The 14,954-nt window shown below is 70.5% G+C and carries 14 protein-coding genes and 1 pseudogene; 13 read left to right on the top strand and 2 right to left on the bottom strand.

Annotated elements, in window-relative coordinates; genetic code table 11:
- Positions 1-21: 21 nt before the first annotated feature.
- Both ACH492_RS13180 and ACH492_RS13175 read left to right on the top strand, forming a co-directional pair.
- Entirely contained in the window at positions 22-564 is a 543-nt protein-coding gene (locus ACH492_RS13180) for a hypothetical protein (protein ID WP_398985793.1), read from the top strand.
- 455 nt (positions 565-1,019) lie between these two features.
- Positions 1,020-1,160, top strand: coding sequence for a hypothetical protein (locus ACH492_RS13175; protein ID WP_398985791.1), 141 nt, complete (start codon positions 1,020-1,022; stop codon positions 1,158-1,160).
- Positions 1,161-1,333: 173 nt separating this feature from the next.
- Here ACH492_RS13175 and ACH492_RS13170 read toward each other — a convergent pair whose 3' ends face one another.
- Entirely contained in the window at positions 1,334-1,966 is a 633-nt protein-coding gene (locus ACH492_RS13170) for a TetR/AcrR family transcriptional regulator (RefSeq protein WP_398985789.1), read from the bottom strand.
- 57 nt (positions 1,967-2,023) lie between these two features.
- On the opposite strand from ACH492_RS13170, the gene ACH492_RS13165 reads away from it, so the two are divergent.
- The 9 genes and pseudogenes from ACH492_RS13165 (at position 2,024) to ACH492_RS13125 (ending at position 11,548) form a co-directional block, all read left to right on the top strand.
- Complete coding sequence (locus tag ACH492_RS13165; protein WP_398985787.1) at positions 2,024-3,109, top strand: DUF2855 family protein; 1,086 nt, start codon at positions 2,024-2,026, stop codon at positions 3,107-3,109.
- Between the two features lie 100 nt (positions 3,110-3,209).
- Entirely contained in the window at positions 3,210-5,900 is a 2,691-nt protein-coding gene (locus ACH492_RS13160) for a LuxR C-terminal-related transcriptional regulator (protein ID WP_398985785.1), read from the top strand.
- A 209-nt stretch (positions 5,901-6,109) separates the two neighbouring features.
- Positions 6,110-7,738, top strand: a complete 1,629-nt coding sequence (locus ACH492_RS13155) for an MFS transporter (protein ID WP_398985783.1) — start codon at positions 6,110-6,112, stop codon at positions 7,736-7,738.
- 67 nt (positions 7,739-7,805) lie between these two features.
- Positions 7,806-8,063: pseudogene (locus tag ACH492_RS13150) on the top strand (hypothetical protein); the annotation flags it as partial.
- Between the two features lie 128 nt (positions 8,064-8,191).
- Entirely contained in the window at positions 8,192-8,389 is a 198-nt protein-coding gene (locus tag ACH492_RS13145; protein WP_307664996.1) for a hypothetical protein, read from the top strand.
- Positions 8,390-8,631: 242 nt separating this feature from the next.
- Entirely contained in the window at positions 8,632-9,294 is a 663-nt protein-coding gene (locus tag ACH492_RS13140) for an HdeD family acid-resistance protein (protein WP_398985780.1), read from the top strand.
- A 363-nt stretch (positions 9,295-9,657) separates the two neighbouring features.
- On the top strand, positions 9,658-10,452 hold the full coding sequence (locus ACH492_RS13135; RefSeq protein WP_398985778.1) for a YhjD/YihY/BrkB family envelope integrity protein: 795 nt from the start codon (positions 9,658-9,660) through the stop codon (positions 10,450-10,452).
- Between the two features lie 145 nt (positions 10,453-10,597).
- On the top strand, positions 10,598-11,068 hold the full coding sequence (locus tag ACH492_RS13130) for an SHOCT domain-containing protein (RefSeq protein WP_398985776.1): 471 nt from the start codon (positions 10,598-10,600) through the stop codon (positions 11,066-11,068).
- 33 nt (positions 11,069-11,101) lie between these two features.
- Positions 11,102-11,548 (top strand): hypothetical protein, encoded by a 447-nt coding sequence (locus ACH492_RS13125; protein WP_398985774.1) that lies wholly within the window; start codon positions 11,102-11,104, stop codon positions 11,546-11,548.
- A 411-nt stretch (positions 11,549-11,959) separates the two neighbouring features.
- On the opposite strand, the gene ACH492_RS13120 is transcribed toward ACH492_RS13125, so the two are convergent.
- A complete protein-coding gene (locus ACH492_RS13120) occupies positions 11,960-12,376 on the bottom strand; it encodes an ATP-binding protein (protein WP_398985772.1) in 417 nt (138 codons plus the stop codon).
- A gap of 174 nt (positions 12,377-12,550) precedes the next feature.
- Here ACH492_RS13120 and ACH492_RS13115 point away from each other — a divergent pair, with 174 nt between their 5' ends.
- A complete protein-coding gene (locus tag ACH492_RS13115) occupies positions 12,551-13,318 on the top strand; it encodes an IclR family transcriptional regulator (RefSeq protein WP_398985770.1) in 768 nt (255 codons plus the stop codon).
- 44 nt (positions 13,319-13,362) lie between these two features.
- Positions 13,363-14,877, top strand: a complete 1,515-nt coding sequence (glpK, locus tag ACH492_RS13110) for a glycerol kinase GlpK (protein ID WP_398985768.1) — start codon at positions 13,363-13,365, stop codon at positions 14,875-14,877.
- Positions 14,878-14,954: the final 77 nt, after the last annotated feature.

Genomic DNA, 14,954 nt, shown 5'->3' with positions numbered 1-14,954 from the left:
CGGACACAGAGCGAGGTACCGATGAGTGAGCCGACCGACCTGGACGCCCTGCGACGGCTCATGCCGCCCCCGACGGACGGGGGCACGACGGTCGACTGGGCCGCCCTCACCGCGTCGTGGGGCAAGCCGTTCCCGCTCGACTACCAGCGCTTCATGGAGGTTTACGGCGGCGGCGCGGTGCAGAACTACCTGTCGATCGGCAGGCCGGAGCCCAAGGTGCCGCTGGAGCAGGCACCGCGGGACGGCATGGTGATCGAGACGGCGAACGCCGAGGCCGACTGGGAGACGGAGGAGAAGACACCCGAGCTGGAGGGCACTTCTCCGGTGCTGATCACCTGGGGAGTCGACGCCACCGCGGACATGTTGTGCTGGGACGCGTCGGACGACGATCCCGCCAAGTGGCCGGTCGTGGTCTATCAGCGCAACGGCTCGCTGTGGAGCCGCTACGACTGCGGGATGGTGGAGTTTCTCGTCCGGAATTTCCGTGCCGAATGGCCGGAGAACCCGCTGGGCGGGGAGTTCCTCTGGGGCGTGAGTGAGGTGACGTTCCAGGCACGGGGCTGACGCCCCCGCAGTAAGCGCGGCAGGTACGGAGACCCGGACCGGTCGGCGCTTTCCAGGGGTCGTTGCAACACGTGGTCGTGTTGGTCAGGCCGCGAGCGGTTCATGCAGGCGCTCGGCTGGGGTTTCCCAGCCGAGCGTTTTGCATGGGCGGCAGTTGAGTTCGGCGGCGACGGCGGCCAGGTGCTCGCGGGGTGCGAACGGGCTCGAGTCGGTGACGGCTTGGCCATCCGCGAGGTCGCCCTCCGTGATCGCCTACTCGATGAAGAACATCGAGCGCAAGGAACTCCCCGAGCCGGAACCGGCGAAGGAGCCCGCAACCAGGCCCAGCTGGCTGACCGGTGCCCTGATGATCGGCGCAGGGGTCGTAGTCGGAGCCGCGCGCTGGCAAGCATGCGGCCGATATTGCACAGGACGATGTCCGTCTTGGCGATCACCGGCTCGACCCAGGTGTCGTCATGCAGTACGTACTGCAGCCCCTGATCGGACGACGGCAGCTGGAGCCCCAGCATCTGGACGCCCGAGTGCTCGTGCGCCAGGACCTCGCGGTCGCCCACATCCCTGTAGTAGATCACCCGAAGATTCGTCGCGTCGCGTGAGAGGTCGAAGTCCGGGGTTCCGCGCGGCATGATGCCGCGGATCACTTCGCCGAAGCACGAGATGACCTCGAACGCGATGCCGAACACCTCACGGGCGGTGGCCCGTCCGGGTGAAGGCCCCCCGGCCCGCCGCAGCTGCCGTTCACCGCCCGCCCAGGTCTGCGGGCCGGGAATCACGCCTGGGGCATGCGGAGCGCGTTCGTCCAGAGCCGGGTGAGGGTCTCGACCAGCGTCTCGAAGGGCACGGGCTGGTCGGCGGCGAAGGTCACGTACGCCATACGGCTCACCATGGCGCTGAGCGCCCGGGCGGTGACCGCCGGGTCGAGCGCCGGATCGGCGAGTCCCGCCTCCTGGAGCCGCGTGATCGCTGCGGCGCTGCGGTCGATGAACGCCTGCGACCGCTGCAGCCGCAGTTGCAGAAACCGCGGGTCCACGGCGGCGGCCTGCTCCATGGCGGCCATCAGCGCTGCGTTGCGGCGGTACGACTCCAGATAGGCACGGTTGGCTTCCTCAACACCACGCCGCAGCTCCCTGCGGCTGCCGTCGCTGACTCCCGCATGCAGCATCTCGTCCTGCAACTCCGCGAGGACGGCGGCGAAGACGTCGTCCTTGGAGGCGAAGTGCGTGTAGAAGCTGCCGGTGGCGACGCCGGCCTCGGCCGCGATGTCGACGATCCGGGCGTCCAGGTAGCCGTCTCGTTCGAAGATCCGCCGGGCGGCGGCGACCAGGGCGTCCCTGGTGCGGATCCCGCGCGGGGTCCGCCGGGGGGCTGAGGTCTCGGAGGGTGCGTGCTCGGGAGAGGGCATGCGCCGCATGGTAGCCGACTATTGAATCCGAATCCGGATTCAAGTACGTTCCGGCCCATGGACACCACTGCCACATCCCACGGCTGGAACCTGCTCGTCACCCGCAATGACCTGTCGACCGCCGATCTGGTCGACGCGCCGGTCCCGGAGGTCCGGGACGGTGAGGCGCTGCTGCGGGTCGACCGGGTCGGCCTCACCGCCAACAACGTCACCTACGCCGCGCTCGGCGACTCCTTCCGCTACTGGCAGTTCTTCCCCACCCGGGCAGGCTGGGGCATCGTCCCGCTCTGGGGCTTCGCCAAGGTCGTCGCCTCCCGGGTCCACGGCGTCGAGCCCGGCAGCCGCCTCTATGGCTACTTGCCGTCCGGGAGCCACCTGCTGGTGCGCCCCGGCCGGGTGGACGAGCGCGGCTTCCGGGACGCAAGCCCCCACCGCGCGACGCTGCCGACGCCCTACAACGCCTACACCCTCACCACGGGCGACCTCGCGTACGAGGCCGACCGCGAGGACCTGCAGATCCTCTACCGCCCGCTGTTCTGGACCTCCTTCATGCTGGCCGACTGGCTCGTCGACAACACGTGGCTGGGTGCCCGCACCGCCGTCCTGTCGTCCGCGTCGAGCAAGACCGCCTACGGCGCCGCCTTCCTGCTCCAGGGACAGGGATGCGAGGTGGTGGGCCTGACATCGCGGCGCAACGTCGCCTTCACCGAGAGCCTGGGCTGCTACGACCGGGTGCTCGCGTACGAGGATGTCCCCCGGCTCTCCCCCTCCCGGCCCACCCTGTACGCCGACTTCGCCGGCGACGAAGCCCTGACCGCCACGCTGCGCAGCCACCTCGGCGATGCCCTGGTGCACCACGTGGTGGTCGGCGTCACCAACCAGCAGCCTGGGCCTGCCGGCACCCTGGCCGATACCGGACCGGGCATGTTCTTCGCACCCGACCAGATGCGCAAGCGCGTTGGGGACTGGGGGCGTGAGGGGCTGAACCGGCGCTTCGCCGACGCCTGGCAGAGATTCGCCCCCGTGGTCGAGGAGTGGGTCGACGTCGTCCACAGCCACGGCCCTCAGGCCCTGGAGAAGGTCTGGCACGAGGTCCAGTCCGGACGGACCGCCCCGCGCACTGGCCATGTTGTTGTCCTCTGACCGACCACTGGGCCCTGTGCGGCGCGCACATGCGCAGGAACACTGGGATGCTGAGGGGGGAGCGCTGCCCATGACCTGACGAACAGCGGCGGTGAGCGCCATGGCTGGGGTGGAGGAGAACGGTCCGGAACCGGCCACGCCGCGCGCCGATCCCCAGGGAGACCCGTTTCTGCGCACGCGGTTCGCCGTACCGACGCGCCCTGCGACGTTCCTGCGGCGGGAGCGGCTGGTCAGGCACCTCGACCAGGCTCTTCTGACTCCGTTGACGATGGTCAACGGAGCCGCGGGCGCGGGCAAGACCCTGCTGGTCGCAGACTGGGCCGCGGGGCGGGACCGGTCCGTCGCCTGGCTCACCACCGACGTGGCGGACCAGGGGTGCGGAATGTTCTGGGCATATCTGCTGCAGGCCCTGCGCGCCTCCGGTGTGCCGCTGCCCGCGGACGTCAGCTTCCCCGCGGACGCGAGCCGCGTGGACCACACGCTGCTGGCGCGACTCGCCGCCGGTCTGAGCGCTCGGGACCTGCCCGTGATCGTGGTGCTCGACGAATACGACCGTGTCACCGACCCGGAGATCGCGGAGCAGCTGGAGTTCGTCCTGCACCACGCAGGACGGGGCATGCGTCTGATCCTCGTCACCCGCACCGAACCGCTGCTGCCGCTGCACCGTTACCGGGCGGCCGGCGACATGACGGAGATAAGGGACGCGGAGCTGGCCTTCACTCCCGCGGAAGCGGCCGCGCTGCTGGAGCTGCACGGGCTGCGCCTTCCGGTGCACGCTGCACGCGGGCTCGTGGAGCGCACCCGGGGATGGGCCGCCGGACTGCGCCTGTGCGCCCTGGCCGCGCAGGAGAGCCCGGATCCGGAGATGTATCTGAAGGAGTTCGAGGCCGACCGCACCACAGTCGCCGACTTCCTGCTGGCGGAGGTGCTCAAGCGCCAGACCCCCGAGACGCAGGACCTCCTGCTGCGGGTCAGTGTCCTCGAGCGCTTCTGTCCCGAGCTGGCGAACGCGCTGACGGAGCGCACCGATGCCGAGTCCATCCTGGCCGGGCTGCACCGCGAGAACGCGTTCGTCGAGTACCTCGGGCACGCCTGGTACCGCCTCCACCCGCTGTTCGGGGAGATCCTCCATGCCCATCTGCGGGTGCGGTCTCCCGGCCTGGAGCCCGAACTCCACCGGCAGGCCGCTCAATGGCTGCGGCGCTCCGGATCCCTCGCGGAGTCACTCGGCCACGGTGCCGCTGCGGGCGACTGGGAGTTCACCGCCGGTGCCCTCGTCGACGACCTCGCCATCGGTCAGCTCTTCGCCGGCCTCCGTTCCGACGACCTGGCCGAGCTGTTCTCACGGATGGGGCCCGAGACCACGAGCCCCGCCACGGACCTCGTCCGCGCGGCCCGTGAATTGTCCCGGTGCGACCTCGACCGGGGTCTGACCCACTTGCAGCACGCCGAGCAGAGCCTGGCGGGGGAGCAGATGCCGGCGGGGGACGACTCACCCGGCATGGCGGCGGCCCAGCTGAGCTGTGCCCTGCTGGAAGCCCTGGCGGCCCGGCTGGCCGGTTCGCCGGGAAGAGCGGAGATGGCCGCGGAGGCGGCCGAGAAACTCCAGGAGCAGGTGCCCACACACCTCCTGGAGGAGCATCCCGAACTCACCGCTCTCCTGCTGACCCATCTTGGCTCGACGCGGCTGTGGGCCGGGCGCTTCGAGGACGCACGTGCCGCCCTGACCACGGTGGTCGGCTGCTCCGGGGGAGCTTCGACGGCGCTCCCGCGCGAGGAGTCCCTGGGCCACCTGGCCCTGATCGACTACCTGAACGGCTGGCTCGGCAGGGCGGAGCGCAAGGCCCTGGCGGCGATGACCGAGACGGAGCGGTTCAGCCTGCCCCAGGCGTCCGGCTCCGGCATCGGACTGCTCGTCCTGGCCGCCGTTGCCGTCGAACGCAACGAACTGGCCCAGGCCCAGGCCCTCCTCGACGCGGCTGCAGACTCGCACCGCGTGATGCGGGACCCGGTGATGGAAGCGTGGCGGGCCATCGCCACCGCGCGTCTGCTACTGGCCCGCGGCAACACGCAAGCCCCGCTCGAAGCGGCGGAATCGGCCGTCGCCGCCGACGTGGTATCTCCCTGGGCGGAGGGGCACATGGCGCTGGTGGCCTCCACGGCACACCTGGCCGAAGGCCGGCCGGAGACAGCCGCCGAGCTGCTGCAAGCGGTGCGCGACGACCAGGTGGCGTGTGCCGTAGGGGCCGCCCGGGCCCAACTCGCCGCGGGGAAGCCCGTCGCGGCGATCGACCTGCTCGACAGAGTGCACCCCGAGGGCCGCACCGGCCCCGCGGTGACCGTCCGGGCCTCGCTGGTGAGGGCGCAGGCAGCGGACGAGGCGGGGGACTCCGCCACCTCGCGCAGGCTCGTTGCCCAGGCTCTGCACGAGGCACGGCCCGAGCGGCTGCGGCGCCCCTTCCTCGAAGCCGGACCGTGGATCCGGCCTTTGCTGGGCATGGCGCCACTGCGAGGGCTGGCCGCCGGCTGGCTCACCCCCGGCCCGCCGCCGCACGGCGGCCCGCTTCGGCCCGAAGACCAGCCGCCGGCGCCGGTCGTGGAGGAACTGAGTGAACGCGAGCGCGATGTGCTGCAACGGCTGGCCCAGATGATGTCGACGGAAGAGATCGCCGCCGATCTGTATGTGTCGGTGAACACGGTCAAGACCCACCTCAAGAGCGTCTACCGGAAGCTGGCCGTGAACCGGCGCCACGACGCGGTGCGCCGCGCGCGCGAGCTGCGGCTGCTCTGACCACGTGGCCGTGAAGGGGCCTGCTCCATGGCGCACCGCCGCGGCCCCCGCGACCGGGCAGGGGCCTTCGCGGCTCGTCCGGCTCGCCCGTGGTGGGTGAGGCACAGGGAGAGTTCTTCGGCTGCGATGGGGGTGGCAGCAGGGCATGTGCCTACCGCTGCCCGGCCGACTCCGCAGGCGTCCCGGGCCGACTCGGCGAGGAGGACAAGGTGACGCACTGGCGGGCGCTGATCGTCCTGGGAACCGCCCAGTTCCTGATGGTCCTCGACACGTCCGTCATGAACGTGTCCATCAGCCAACTGGTCGACGACTTCGACACCGAGGTCACCGCCATCCAGGCCGTCATCACGCTGTACGCGCTGGTCATGGCGGCGTTCATGATGATCGGCGGCAAGTTCGGAGACATCCTCGGACGACGTCGCCTCTTCTTCCTCGGCCTCGTGGTCTACGGCACAGGGTCGGCCCTGACCGCCGCGGCTCCCACTCTGTGGGTCCTCGCGCTGGGCTGGTCGGTCGTCGAGGGACTCGGTGCCGCGATGGTGCTGCCGGCCATGGCGGCCCTCGTAGCCGAGTCCTACCGCGGGCGGGACCGTGCCGTCGCCTACGGCGTCATCGGCGGACTCGCCGGGGCTGGTATCGCGGTCGGCCCGCTGCTGGGCGGCTGGGTGACGACGTACCTCACCTGGCGGCTGGTGTTCGCCGGTGAGGTCGTGGTCGTCATGGCCGTCCTGTGCTTCCACCGGGTGATCACGGAAGCCCCCCGGACCGGTCCGCGCCCCCGGCTGGACGGGTTCGGCGCCGCGCTCTCGGCGGCAGGGCTGGGGCTGGGTGTGTTCGGTGTGCTGCAGAGCGGCTCCTGGGGATGGGTGCAGCCCCGCAACCCGCCCTTCACTGTCCTGGGCTTCGCGCCGACGCTGTTCGTCATCGGTGCCGGGGTGGCCGTGCTGGCCGTCTTCCTGCACTGGGAGCGGCGGCGGGACGCCCGCGGTGCCGAGCCCCTGGTGCATCTGTCCCTGCTGCGCAAGCCCGCGCTGCGATCCGGCCTGATGTCACTGCTGAGCCAGAACCTCATCCTGCTGGGACTGTTCTTCACCATCCCGCTGTACTTGCAGGTGGTTCAGGGTTTCGACGCCTTCGAGACGGGTCTGCGGCTGCTCCCGGTGTCCGTAACCATGCTCGCGGCCTCCATGGGCGGCGCCCGGCTGGGGCGGGTGGCCGGACCGCGTCGGGTGGTCCGACTGGCCCTGGCGACGACGGCCGCCGCCATCGTGTGGCTGCTGGCCACCATCGACCCGGTCATCGACGACGCGCAGTTCGCCGGAGCGTTGGCCCTGCTCGGCGTGGGCGTGGGCCTGCTCGCCTCGCAGCTGGGCAACGTCGTCCAGTCCAGCGTGGGCGAGGAGGAACGCAGTGAGGCCGGCGGGCTGCAGTTCACAGCCCAGAATTTGGGCTCCGCGCTGGGCACCGCGCTCATCGGATCGTTGCTCATCGGCGCCCTGGCCCACGCCTTCACCACGCATGTGCAGGACAACCCGAGGCTGTCGGACGAAGCCCGTCGGCAGACCGGTATCGCCCTCGAAGCCGGGATCACCTTCGTACCCACCGAGCAGGTGCACTCGGCGGCAGAACGTGCCGGGCTGCCGCCGTCCGAGGCCGACGCCCTCGCGGACTCGTACGCGTCGGCGCAGCTCGACGGCCTGAAGGCGGCGATCCTCGCCACCGGGGGAATCACACTCGCCAGCTTCCTGGTCACGTCGCATCTGCCGACCCGGCAGGCCAGCCGTCCGAAGCAACCCGACACCGGCGCTCGGGCCGACGCGAACGGCTCGAGCCGCTGACTTCGAGCAGGCCGCGATGTCCAACGCCGAGCACGGCACGGCCCGAGCGCCCACCGTCGAGCGCCGGTGCCGCGACGAGTGGCCGATCGTCAAGGCCGCCGTCCCGCCGGCCGCCGAGGTGGCCGTCGGCCCCCTCCTGGGCCTCGACGTACGGGGTGGCCTTCTGGCCGGCGCTCACGGTTGGCGTGGCAGGCCAGGCGGGCTGGTCGGTGGCCGGGGGGCACGTCGTGCCAGTGCCTCGTGGCGCCTGGTGGCCGCCACCGCCTCGGTGAATTTGCTGCTCGGTCTGCTGATTATCGCGTTCAAGGTCATCCTGAAGCATTGATGCAGGTGGAGCGCGTGCCGGGCGATGTATCACCTCTACGGGGTGAGGCCGGGCGGTGCGCCGAGGCAGACGATCGCAGGGAAAGGGCGCAGCCCGCCTGTCCCAGGCCACCAGGGGGAGAGCAGCTCATGCGCTACGAGATCCGCGTCGACGGACACATGTCGGAGACGCTGACCAGAGCCTTCCCGGAGCTGGACCACGTGGTGATGTCCGGTCAGACAGTCCTGTTCGGCTGCGTCGTCGACGAGGCGCACCTGTACGGGCTGCTGGCCCGCTGCCAGTCGCTGGGACTACGGGTCCTGGAGATGCGCCAGCTGCCGGAGTGACGCGTCCGTACGACGAGCGATGCCACGGGCGGCGCTTTCGCGTACGGACCGCCGTGGGGGTGGGTGGGGCGCACGTCGCCGCAGGTCTGGGCACTCACCGCATCGCCCCGGCGGTGCGCACGGATCACCCGCCCGGGGTGACCCGGTGGCCGACAGCGGGCGGGACGCTGGCCAGGTGAGATCCCCGCGCACCGCCCCTCGGCGGTCCGGGAGCAACCCGCTCGATCGCGCGAGGAGGAGCCATGAGTGTGTCGCGTGGTCCGGCACCGGATACCGGACCGGAACACATGTCCGACGGGGTGGCCCCCGGACCGGCGGGCGACCCCGCGGAAGTGCTGGCGGAACTCGGGCGCTCATGGACGTGGACCCTGGGTTCGGCGGTCGCCACGCTTGTGCCGGGCGTTTTGGTACTGGTCTGGCCGGACGAGACCCTGCACGTCCTGGCGGTCCTCATCGGCCTGTACCTGCTCGTGACCGGGGCGTTCCGGTTCGTTGCGGCCTTCGCCCGGGAAGAGCACGGCGAAAGGCTGCACGGGCTGCTCCTCGCAGTGCTGTACGTCCTGGCCGGCGTGCTGTGTCTGAGGAACCCCCTGCAGACCATCGCCGCGCTCTCGCTGATCGTCGGGATCGTCTGGCTGGTGTCCGGCATCCTCACCCTCTACACGGCCATCGCCATCAAGGACCTGCCCCACCGCGGGTTCGTCCTCGGCGCCGCGGTGATCGGCATCGTCGCGGGAATCGTGGTGCTGGCCCTGCCGGCCGAATCGGCCCACGCGCTGACCCGGCTGCTGGGTCTTTGGCTCGTCCTGCTCGGCCTGGTCGAGGTGGCGGTGGCCTTCGCATGGCGGGCCGCACTCCGCAGGTCGCGCACGGCGGGGCCGCGCAGCCCCGCCGGGACCGTCTGAGCCCCCGGCGGGACGCGACGAACGTTCGTGGGCGCGCCGGACAGGGGATGCCGCAGCCTGCGTCACCCGACGGCAGTGTGCCGGCCGCTGACGGGGGCGGCACACACGACCTAGGAGGATCCATGGTCTCGGGCAAGACCTCCGTACCGTCCCACTCCGGCGGAACCGCGGATACCGGTCATGTCCTGACCGCCGCCGGCACCGCCATCGGGACAGGCGCCCCGGCACTCGTGCTCTGGAACCATCCCACGGTCGGTGCGGTGGTTGCTCGTCCTGGAGCGCGCGGTCCCGTGAGCCATGGTCAGGAAGCCCGGCCCGGCTCCGCCCTCCCGCAGGGGTAGGGCGAAGCGGGTCGCGGCGAGCATGCGGTCGGGCCCGGCGGCCCGGCTGCTTCCCCGGCTGGCGGCGCTCAACATCGTGGAGGGCTCCGTGCGGCTGGCCGCTCAGGCCTTCCTCACCGTGCTACCGCTGCTGATGGCGGTGGCGGCCTTCGCGCCACGAGGAGTACAGGACCTGCTGGTCGACTCCCTCCGCGCGGTGCTGGGGGCGCGCGGCGACACGCTCGAAGAGGTGCGGCGCGCCTTCGCCGCCACCGGGCCGACACGGGACTCCGTCGGAGCCGTGGGCGTGGTGGTCACGCTCGTCTCCGCCACCGCTTTCAGCCGGGCGCTGCAGGCAGTGTGTGAACGGTGCTGGCATCTCCCCCGGGCACCGCTGCGGGCGGCGGTCTGGCGCTGGCTGCTCTGGCTGGTCGTCTGGCTGGCCGTGCTCCTGGTCCAGGCGCCGCTGCGTGGCGGCTTCGGTAGTGGTGCGGTGACCGGACTGGTGCTGGCGGTGCTGTCCGCGACACTCCTGTGGTGGTGGACCCAGCATCTGCTGCTGGGCGGCAGGATCGGCTGGCGAGACCTCGTGCCGGGAGCGCTGCTGGCGGGAACGGGCACGGTGGTGCTGAGCTGGGCCGCTCGCCTGGTGGTGCCCACGGCCATGGAGCGCAGCCTCCACGAGTTCGGTCCGCTCGGACCGGTCTTCACGTTCCTGTCCTGGCTGATCGCCGTCTTCCTGGTGGCCGTCTCGGGCCTGGCGCTCGGCGAAGCGGTCGCGTCGTCCACCTGGTACCGGACGGCCGTTGCGACGCGCCGCCGCGCGGCAGACCGGTGAGTCGGCCTGCGGACCGCGCCGGCCGGGAACGGTCCGCGGCCCGTCCGCTCACCCGCCTCGGGTGAGGCCGTCCGGTACTTGCCGGGGGCAGGCTGAAGGCGGCAGAGAACGGCTGCCGGGCGAACGCCCGGGACGGAGGAGAGACATGAGTGGGCAGATGTACCTCGCGTACGACTATCCGCTGCTGAGCGCCTTCTGGACCATGCTGTTGTTCTTCCTGTGGATCATGTGGTTCATCCTGCTCTTCCGGATCGTCGCCGACATCTTCCGTGACGACACCTTGAGCGGCTGGGCCAAGGCGGGCTGGCTGGTGTGCGTCATCGTCCTGCCCTTCCTGGGCGTCTTCGTCTACGTGATCGCCCGCGGCAAGAGCATGGGCCGCCGGGAGGTGGCGCAGGCGCGCGGGCAGCAGGAGGCCTTCGACAGCTACATCCGGGAGACCGCCAAGGGCGGCGGCGGCCGGCCCAGCAGCGTCGACGAACTCGCCAGGCTGTCCGAGATCCGCGCCCGCGGCGACATCACGGACGAGGAGTTCCGCAGGGCGAAGGAACTGGTCCTGAGCGGCCACGGCCCGTCGGAACGCGCGGGCACCGACACCTCCACCTCCGGTCGCTGAGGGCACCGTACGAGACTGAAACGAGGCAGCAGGATGGCCGCGACACACAGCGCGCGCACGCAGACTGCCAAGCGGCAATGGGCCGAAGGCCTGACGGTTTTCGCAGCCGTCATGCTCGTCATCGCAGGCGTACTCGGCGTCTGCCGGGGCATCATGGCGATCGCCGAGGACGACGTCTTCGTCACGACACGCAACTACGTCTTCGAGTTCGACCTCACCGGCTGGGGCTGGATCCATCTCATTCTGGGCGCCGTCGCCGTGATCGTCGGTTTCGGACTCTTCGGGGCGGCGTTGTGGGCGCGCGTCGCCGGGGTGGCCATCGCCGGACTGGTCATCATCGCCAACTTCCTTTCCCTGCCGTACTACCCGGTCTGGTCGGTCGTGATGATCGCTTTCTCGGGGTTCATCATCTGGGCCCTGTGCGTGGTCCGGCAGGACGAGTCCTCCGACCCGTTCGAGCGCCCGCCGGACGACGTGTGAACGAGACCCTGCACAGGTCATGAACCGGCGGCGAGAACCGCAGCAGCCGAAACCGCGGGGAGGGCGCCACGTGGGACGACACAGACCACGTGGGACGACACAGAACGTAGGCGAGCGGGCCAGGAGGTCGCTCCGCCCCAGCCGTCGGTGAGGGCCGTGGCCGTGCCGGAGGGACGCGTCTGGCCCTGTCCGTGACCGCGCCGGCCCTGGCGCTGTACGCCGCGTCCGGCATGCTGGGGCAGGCCCTCTTCTTCCTGGCCCTGTGGCTGCCGGCCATGGCGGCGGCCCGAGAGGTTTCCACCTGGTGGACAAGGCGCGCGCAGCGGGCGCCCGTGTCGTTCTGCTCGGCGTCGGCCGTGGCCCGTTCCCAGCGGCCGGTTTCCGGGATGCCCGGCTGTCCGGGCTGTCTTCCTACGCTACGAAGAGATCGGCCCAGTGGGTGATCCCGCCGGTGTGGACGTGTATGCCGCAGCGGGCCGACAGGGCGGTGACTATGGCGATTCCGCGGCCGTGCTCGTCCGGGTCATCCGACTGCCTGGCCGGGAGGGCGCGTCCCGCGTCGGTGACTTCGACGCGCAGGGCACTGCGTTCGTCGACGCGGACCCACGACAACCGCAGCGTCGCCGGTGGCACGGCGTGGACGAGCGCATTGGTCAGCAGCTCCGAGACCACCAGGAGCGCATCCATGGTGACGTCCGGGCAAAGGCCCCACTCGGCGAGCACCGCGCGGACACGGCGGCGTACGACCGAGACGGCCCCCGGGAAATGCGGCACGGGAGAGACATGATCGACTGCCTCGCGGGCCACTGTGCTGAGCTGAGCCGCCATGTGCCCTCCTCGGTGTAGCGCTGCCGACGGACGCCGGCCTCGAAGCACGCTAGGGAGCGAGGTGCGGCCTGGTCAATGAACAAGGGTCGACATTACCGAACGGAGTGCCTGGATCCTGAAAAATCACCCCTCATGCGCTCCATAGACCGGCAAAGGCGGGCCTAGAATCGCTCTATGGCCGGTCCGGTCCAGTCCATCGAACGGGCGGCGGCAATTCTGCGCCTGCTCGCCGGCGGCCCTCGTCGGCTCGGGCTGGGCGAGGTGGCCGCGTCGCTGGGGCTGGCGAAGGGCACCGCCCACGGCATTCTGCGCACCTTGCAGCACGTAGATTTCGTGGAGCAGGACGCGGCGACGGGAAAGTACCAGCTCGGGGCGGCGCTTCTCCACCTCGGCACCAGTTACCTCGACGTCAACGAGCTGCGGTCGCGCTCCATCAACTGGGCCGACGCCCTCGCCGCCCGCAGCGGGGAGGCAGTCCGCCTGGGCACCCCCCTGGAGGGCAGGGTGCTCATCGTCCACCACGTCTTCCGGCCGGACGACACGCTCCAGACCCTGGACGTGGGCGCGCTGCTGCCGCTGCACGCCTCCTCGCTCGGCAAGGTCCTGCTGGCCTACGGCACCGCGACCGTGGAGTCGGCGGTCGACGCCGGGCTGGATGCGTACACCCGGCACACCCTGGTTGTCCCGGAGGAGCTCAACCGAGCACTCGCCGAGATCCGGGAGATCGGATGGGCGGCCGAGATTCAGGAGATGAGCATGGGTGACGCCGGCGTCGCCGCGCCCATCCGGGGGCACGGGGGTCTTGTGGTGGGCTCCATCGGCGTGTCCGGCCCGGTCGAGCGGGTCTGTGATGCCAAGGGCCGACCTCAGCCGACCCTGATCACCCTGCTCCGTGAGGCCGCACGGGCGATCTCCAGAGACCTGGGGGCGGCCCGCTGGTAGGTCCCACCACCGCATCCTCAACGCATCGGAAGGCGGTCCGGATCATGGTTGAACGGTATGTGATGTCCATTGACCAGGGCACCACCTCCACCCGTTGCATCCTGTTCGACCACCGTGGGCGGTTGGTGTCGGTGGCCCAGCGCGAGCACCAGCAGTATTTCCCGAGGCCCGGCTGGGTCGAGCACGACGCCCTCGAGATCTGGCGCAATCTGCGGCGCGTCGTGCCCGAGGCCCTGTCCGGCGTCGGCGCCGCCGGCGGAGAGGTCTCCGCCCTGGGCATCGCGAACCAGCGCGAGACCACGGTGCTCTGGGACCGGCGGACAGGCACCCCGCTGGGGAGAGCGATCGTCTGGCAGGACACCCGCACCGCTCCGCTCGTCGAGGACCTGAGAAACCACCCCGGCGACGACTTCTTCCTGGACCGCTGCTGCCTGCCGCCCTCGACCTATTTCTCCGCGCCACGAATCCGCTGGCTGTTCGACCACGTCGCGGGGCTGGAACAGCGAGCCCAGGACGGGGAGGTGCTGTTCGGCACGATGGAGACCTGGCTGATCTGGAACCTCACCGGCGGGACGGCCGGCGGTCAGCACGTCACCGACGCCACCAACGCCAGTCGCACGATGCTCATGAACATGGGCACGCTCACCTGGGACGATGAACTGCTGGGGTTCTTCGGGGTCCCCCGCGCCATGCTGCCCGAGATCCGGTCCTCGGCGGAAAGCTACGGTGAGGACCGCTCGGTCGTACCGGGAATCCGCATCGCGAGCGCGCTCGGCGATCAGCAGGCTGCACTCTTCGGGCAGACCTGCTTCTCCCCGGGCGAGGCGAAGTGCACCTACGGGACCGGCAGCTTCCTGCTGCTCAACACCGGCAACAACGTCGTACGGTCGCGGAACGGACTTCTCACCACCGTTGCGTACAAGATCGCCGATCAGCCCGCGGTCTACGCGCTGGAAGGCCCGATCGCCGTCACAGGCTCGCTGGTCCAGTGGTTCCGTGACCGTCTGGGACTGATCAGCAGCGCGCCGGAGATCGAGACCCTCGCGCGCACCGTCGAGGACAACGGCGGCTGCTACATCGTCCCGGCGTTCTCCGGTCTCTTCGCGCCCCACTGGCGCAGCGACGCACGCGGTGTCATCGTCGGCCTCACCTCGTACATCACTAAGGGGCACCTGGCCCGAGCTGCGCTGGAAGCCACCGGCTGGCAGACGCGTGAGGTCGTCGACGCCATGAACGCCGACTCCTCGCTGACCCTGAATGAGCTCAAGGTCGACGGCGGCATGACATCCGACAACCTGCTCATGCAGATCCTGGCCGACGTCCTCGACGTGCCCGTGGTGCGGCCCATGGTCGCCGAGACCGTCTCGCTGGGCGCCGCCTACGCCGCCGGGCTGGCCGTCGGCTACTGGTCGGACCTGGAAGTCCTGCGCCGCAACTGGCACCGGGCGGCCCAATGGCTGCCGGACATGGACTCCGCACGGCGCGAATCGGAATACGAAAACTGGCAGCGTGCCGTCGAGCGATCGTTGGGGTGGATCAAACCGCCGGACCACCCTTGATGGGCGAACCATTACGCATTGTGACCGAGGCGCAATCGTGCAGCGACCCCTTGCGATGGCTCGCGCGGAGCACTGCC

It is taken from the genome of Streptomyces sp. NPDC019443 (assembly GCF_044389785.1).
Classification (GTDB): Bacteria; Actinomycetota; Actinomycetes; order Streptomycetales; family Streptomycetaceae; genus Streptomyces.
This window is presented reverse-complemented; position numbering and strand designations above follow the sequence as displayed.

Coding starts and splice junctions, on each gene's coding strand:
- ACH492_RS13180 (WP_398985793.1), top strand. CDS start 22: ATGAGTGAGCCGACCGACCTGGACGCCCTGCGACGGCTCATGCCGCCC.
- ACH492_RS13175 (WP_398985791.1), top strand. CDS start 1,020: ATGCAGTACGTACTGCAGCCCCTGATCGGACGACGGCAGCTGGAGCCC.
- ACH492_RS13170 (WP_398985789.1), bottom strand. CDS start 1,966: ATGCCCTCTCCCGAGCACGCACCCTCCGAGACCTCAGCCCCCCGGCGG.
- ACH492_RS13165 (WP_398985787.1), top strand. CDS start 2,024: ATGGACACCACTGCCACATCCCACGGCTGGAACCTGCTCGTCACCCGC.
- ACH492_RS13160 (WP_398985785.1), top strand. CDS start 3,210: ATGGCTGGGGTGGAGGAGAACGGTCCGGAACCGGCCACGCCGCGCGCC.
- ACH492_RS13145 (WP_307664996.1), top strand. CDS start 8,192: ATGCGCTACGAGATCCGCGTCGACGGACACATGTCGGAGACGCTGACC.
- ACH492_RS13140 (WP_398985780.1), top strand. CDS start 8,632: ATGAGTGTGTCGCGTGGTCCGGCACCGGATACCGGACCGGAACACATG.
- ACH492_RS13135 (WP_398985778.1), top strand. CDS start 9,658: ATGCGGTCGGGCCCGGCGGCCCGGCTGCTTCCCCGGCTGGCGGCGCTC.
- ACH492_RS13130 (WP_398985776.1), top strand. CDS start 10,598: ATGAGTGGGCAGATGTACCTCGCGTACGACTATCCGCTGCTGAGCGCC.
- ACH492_RS13125 (WP_398985774.1), top strand. CDS start 11,102: ATGGCCGCGACACACAGCGCGCGCACGCAGACTGCCAAGCGGCAATGG.
- ACH492_RS13120 (WP_398985772.1), bottom strand. CDS start 12,376: ATGGCGGCTCAGCTCAGCACAGTGGCCCGCGAGGCAGTCGATCATGTC.
- ACH492_RS13115 (WP_398985770.1), top strand. CDS start 12,551: ATGGCCGGTCCGGTCCAGTCCATCGAACGGGCGGCGGCAATTCTGCGC.
- glpK (WP_398985768.1), top strand. CDS start 13,363: ATGGTTGAACGGTATGTGATGTCCATTGACCAGGGCACCACCTCCACC.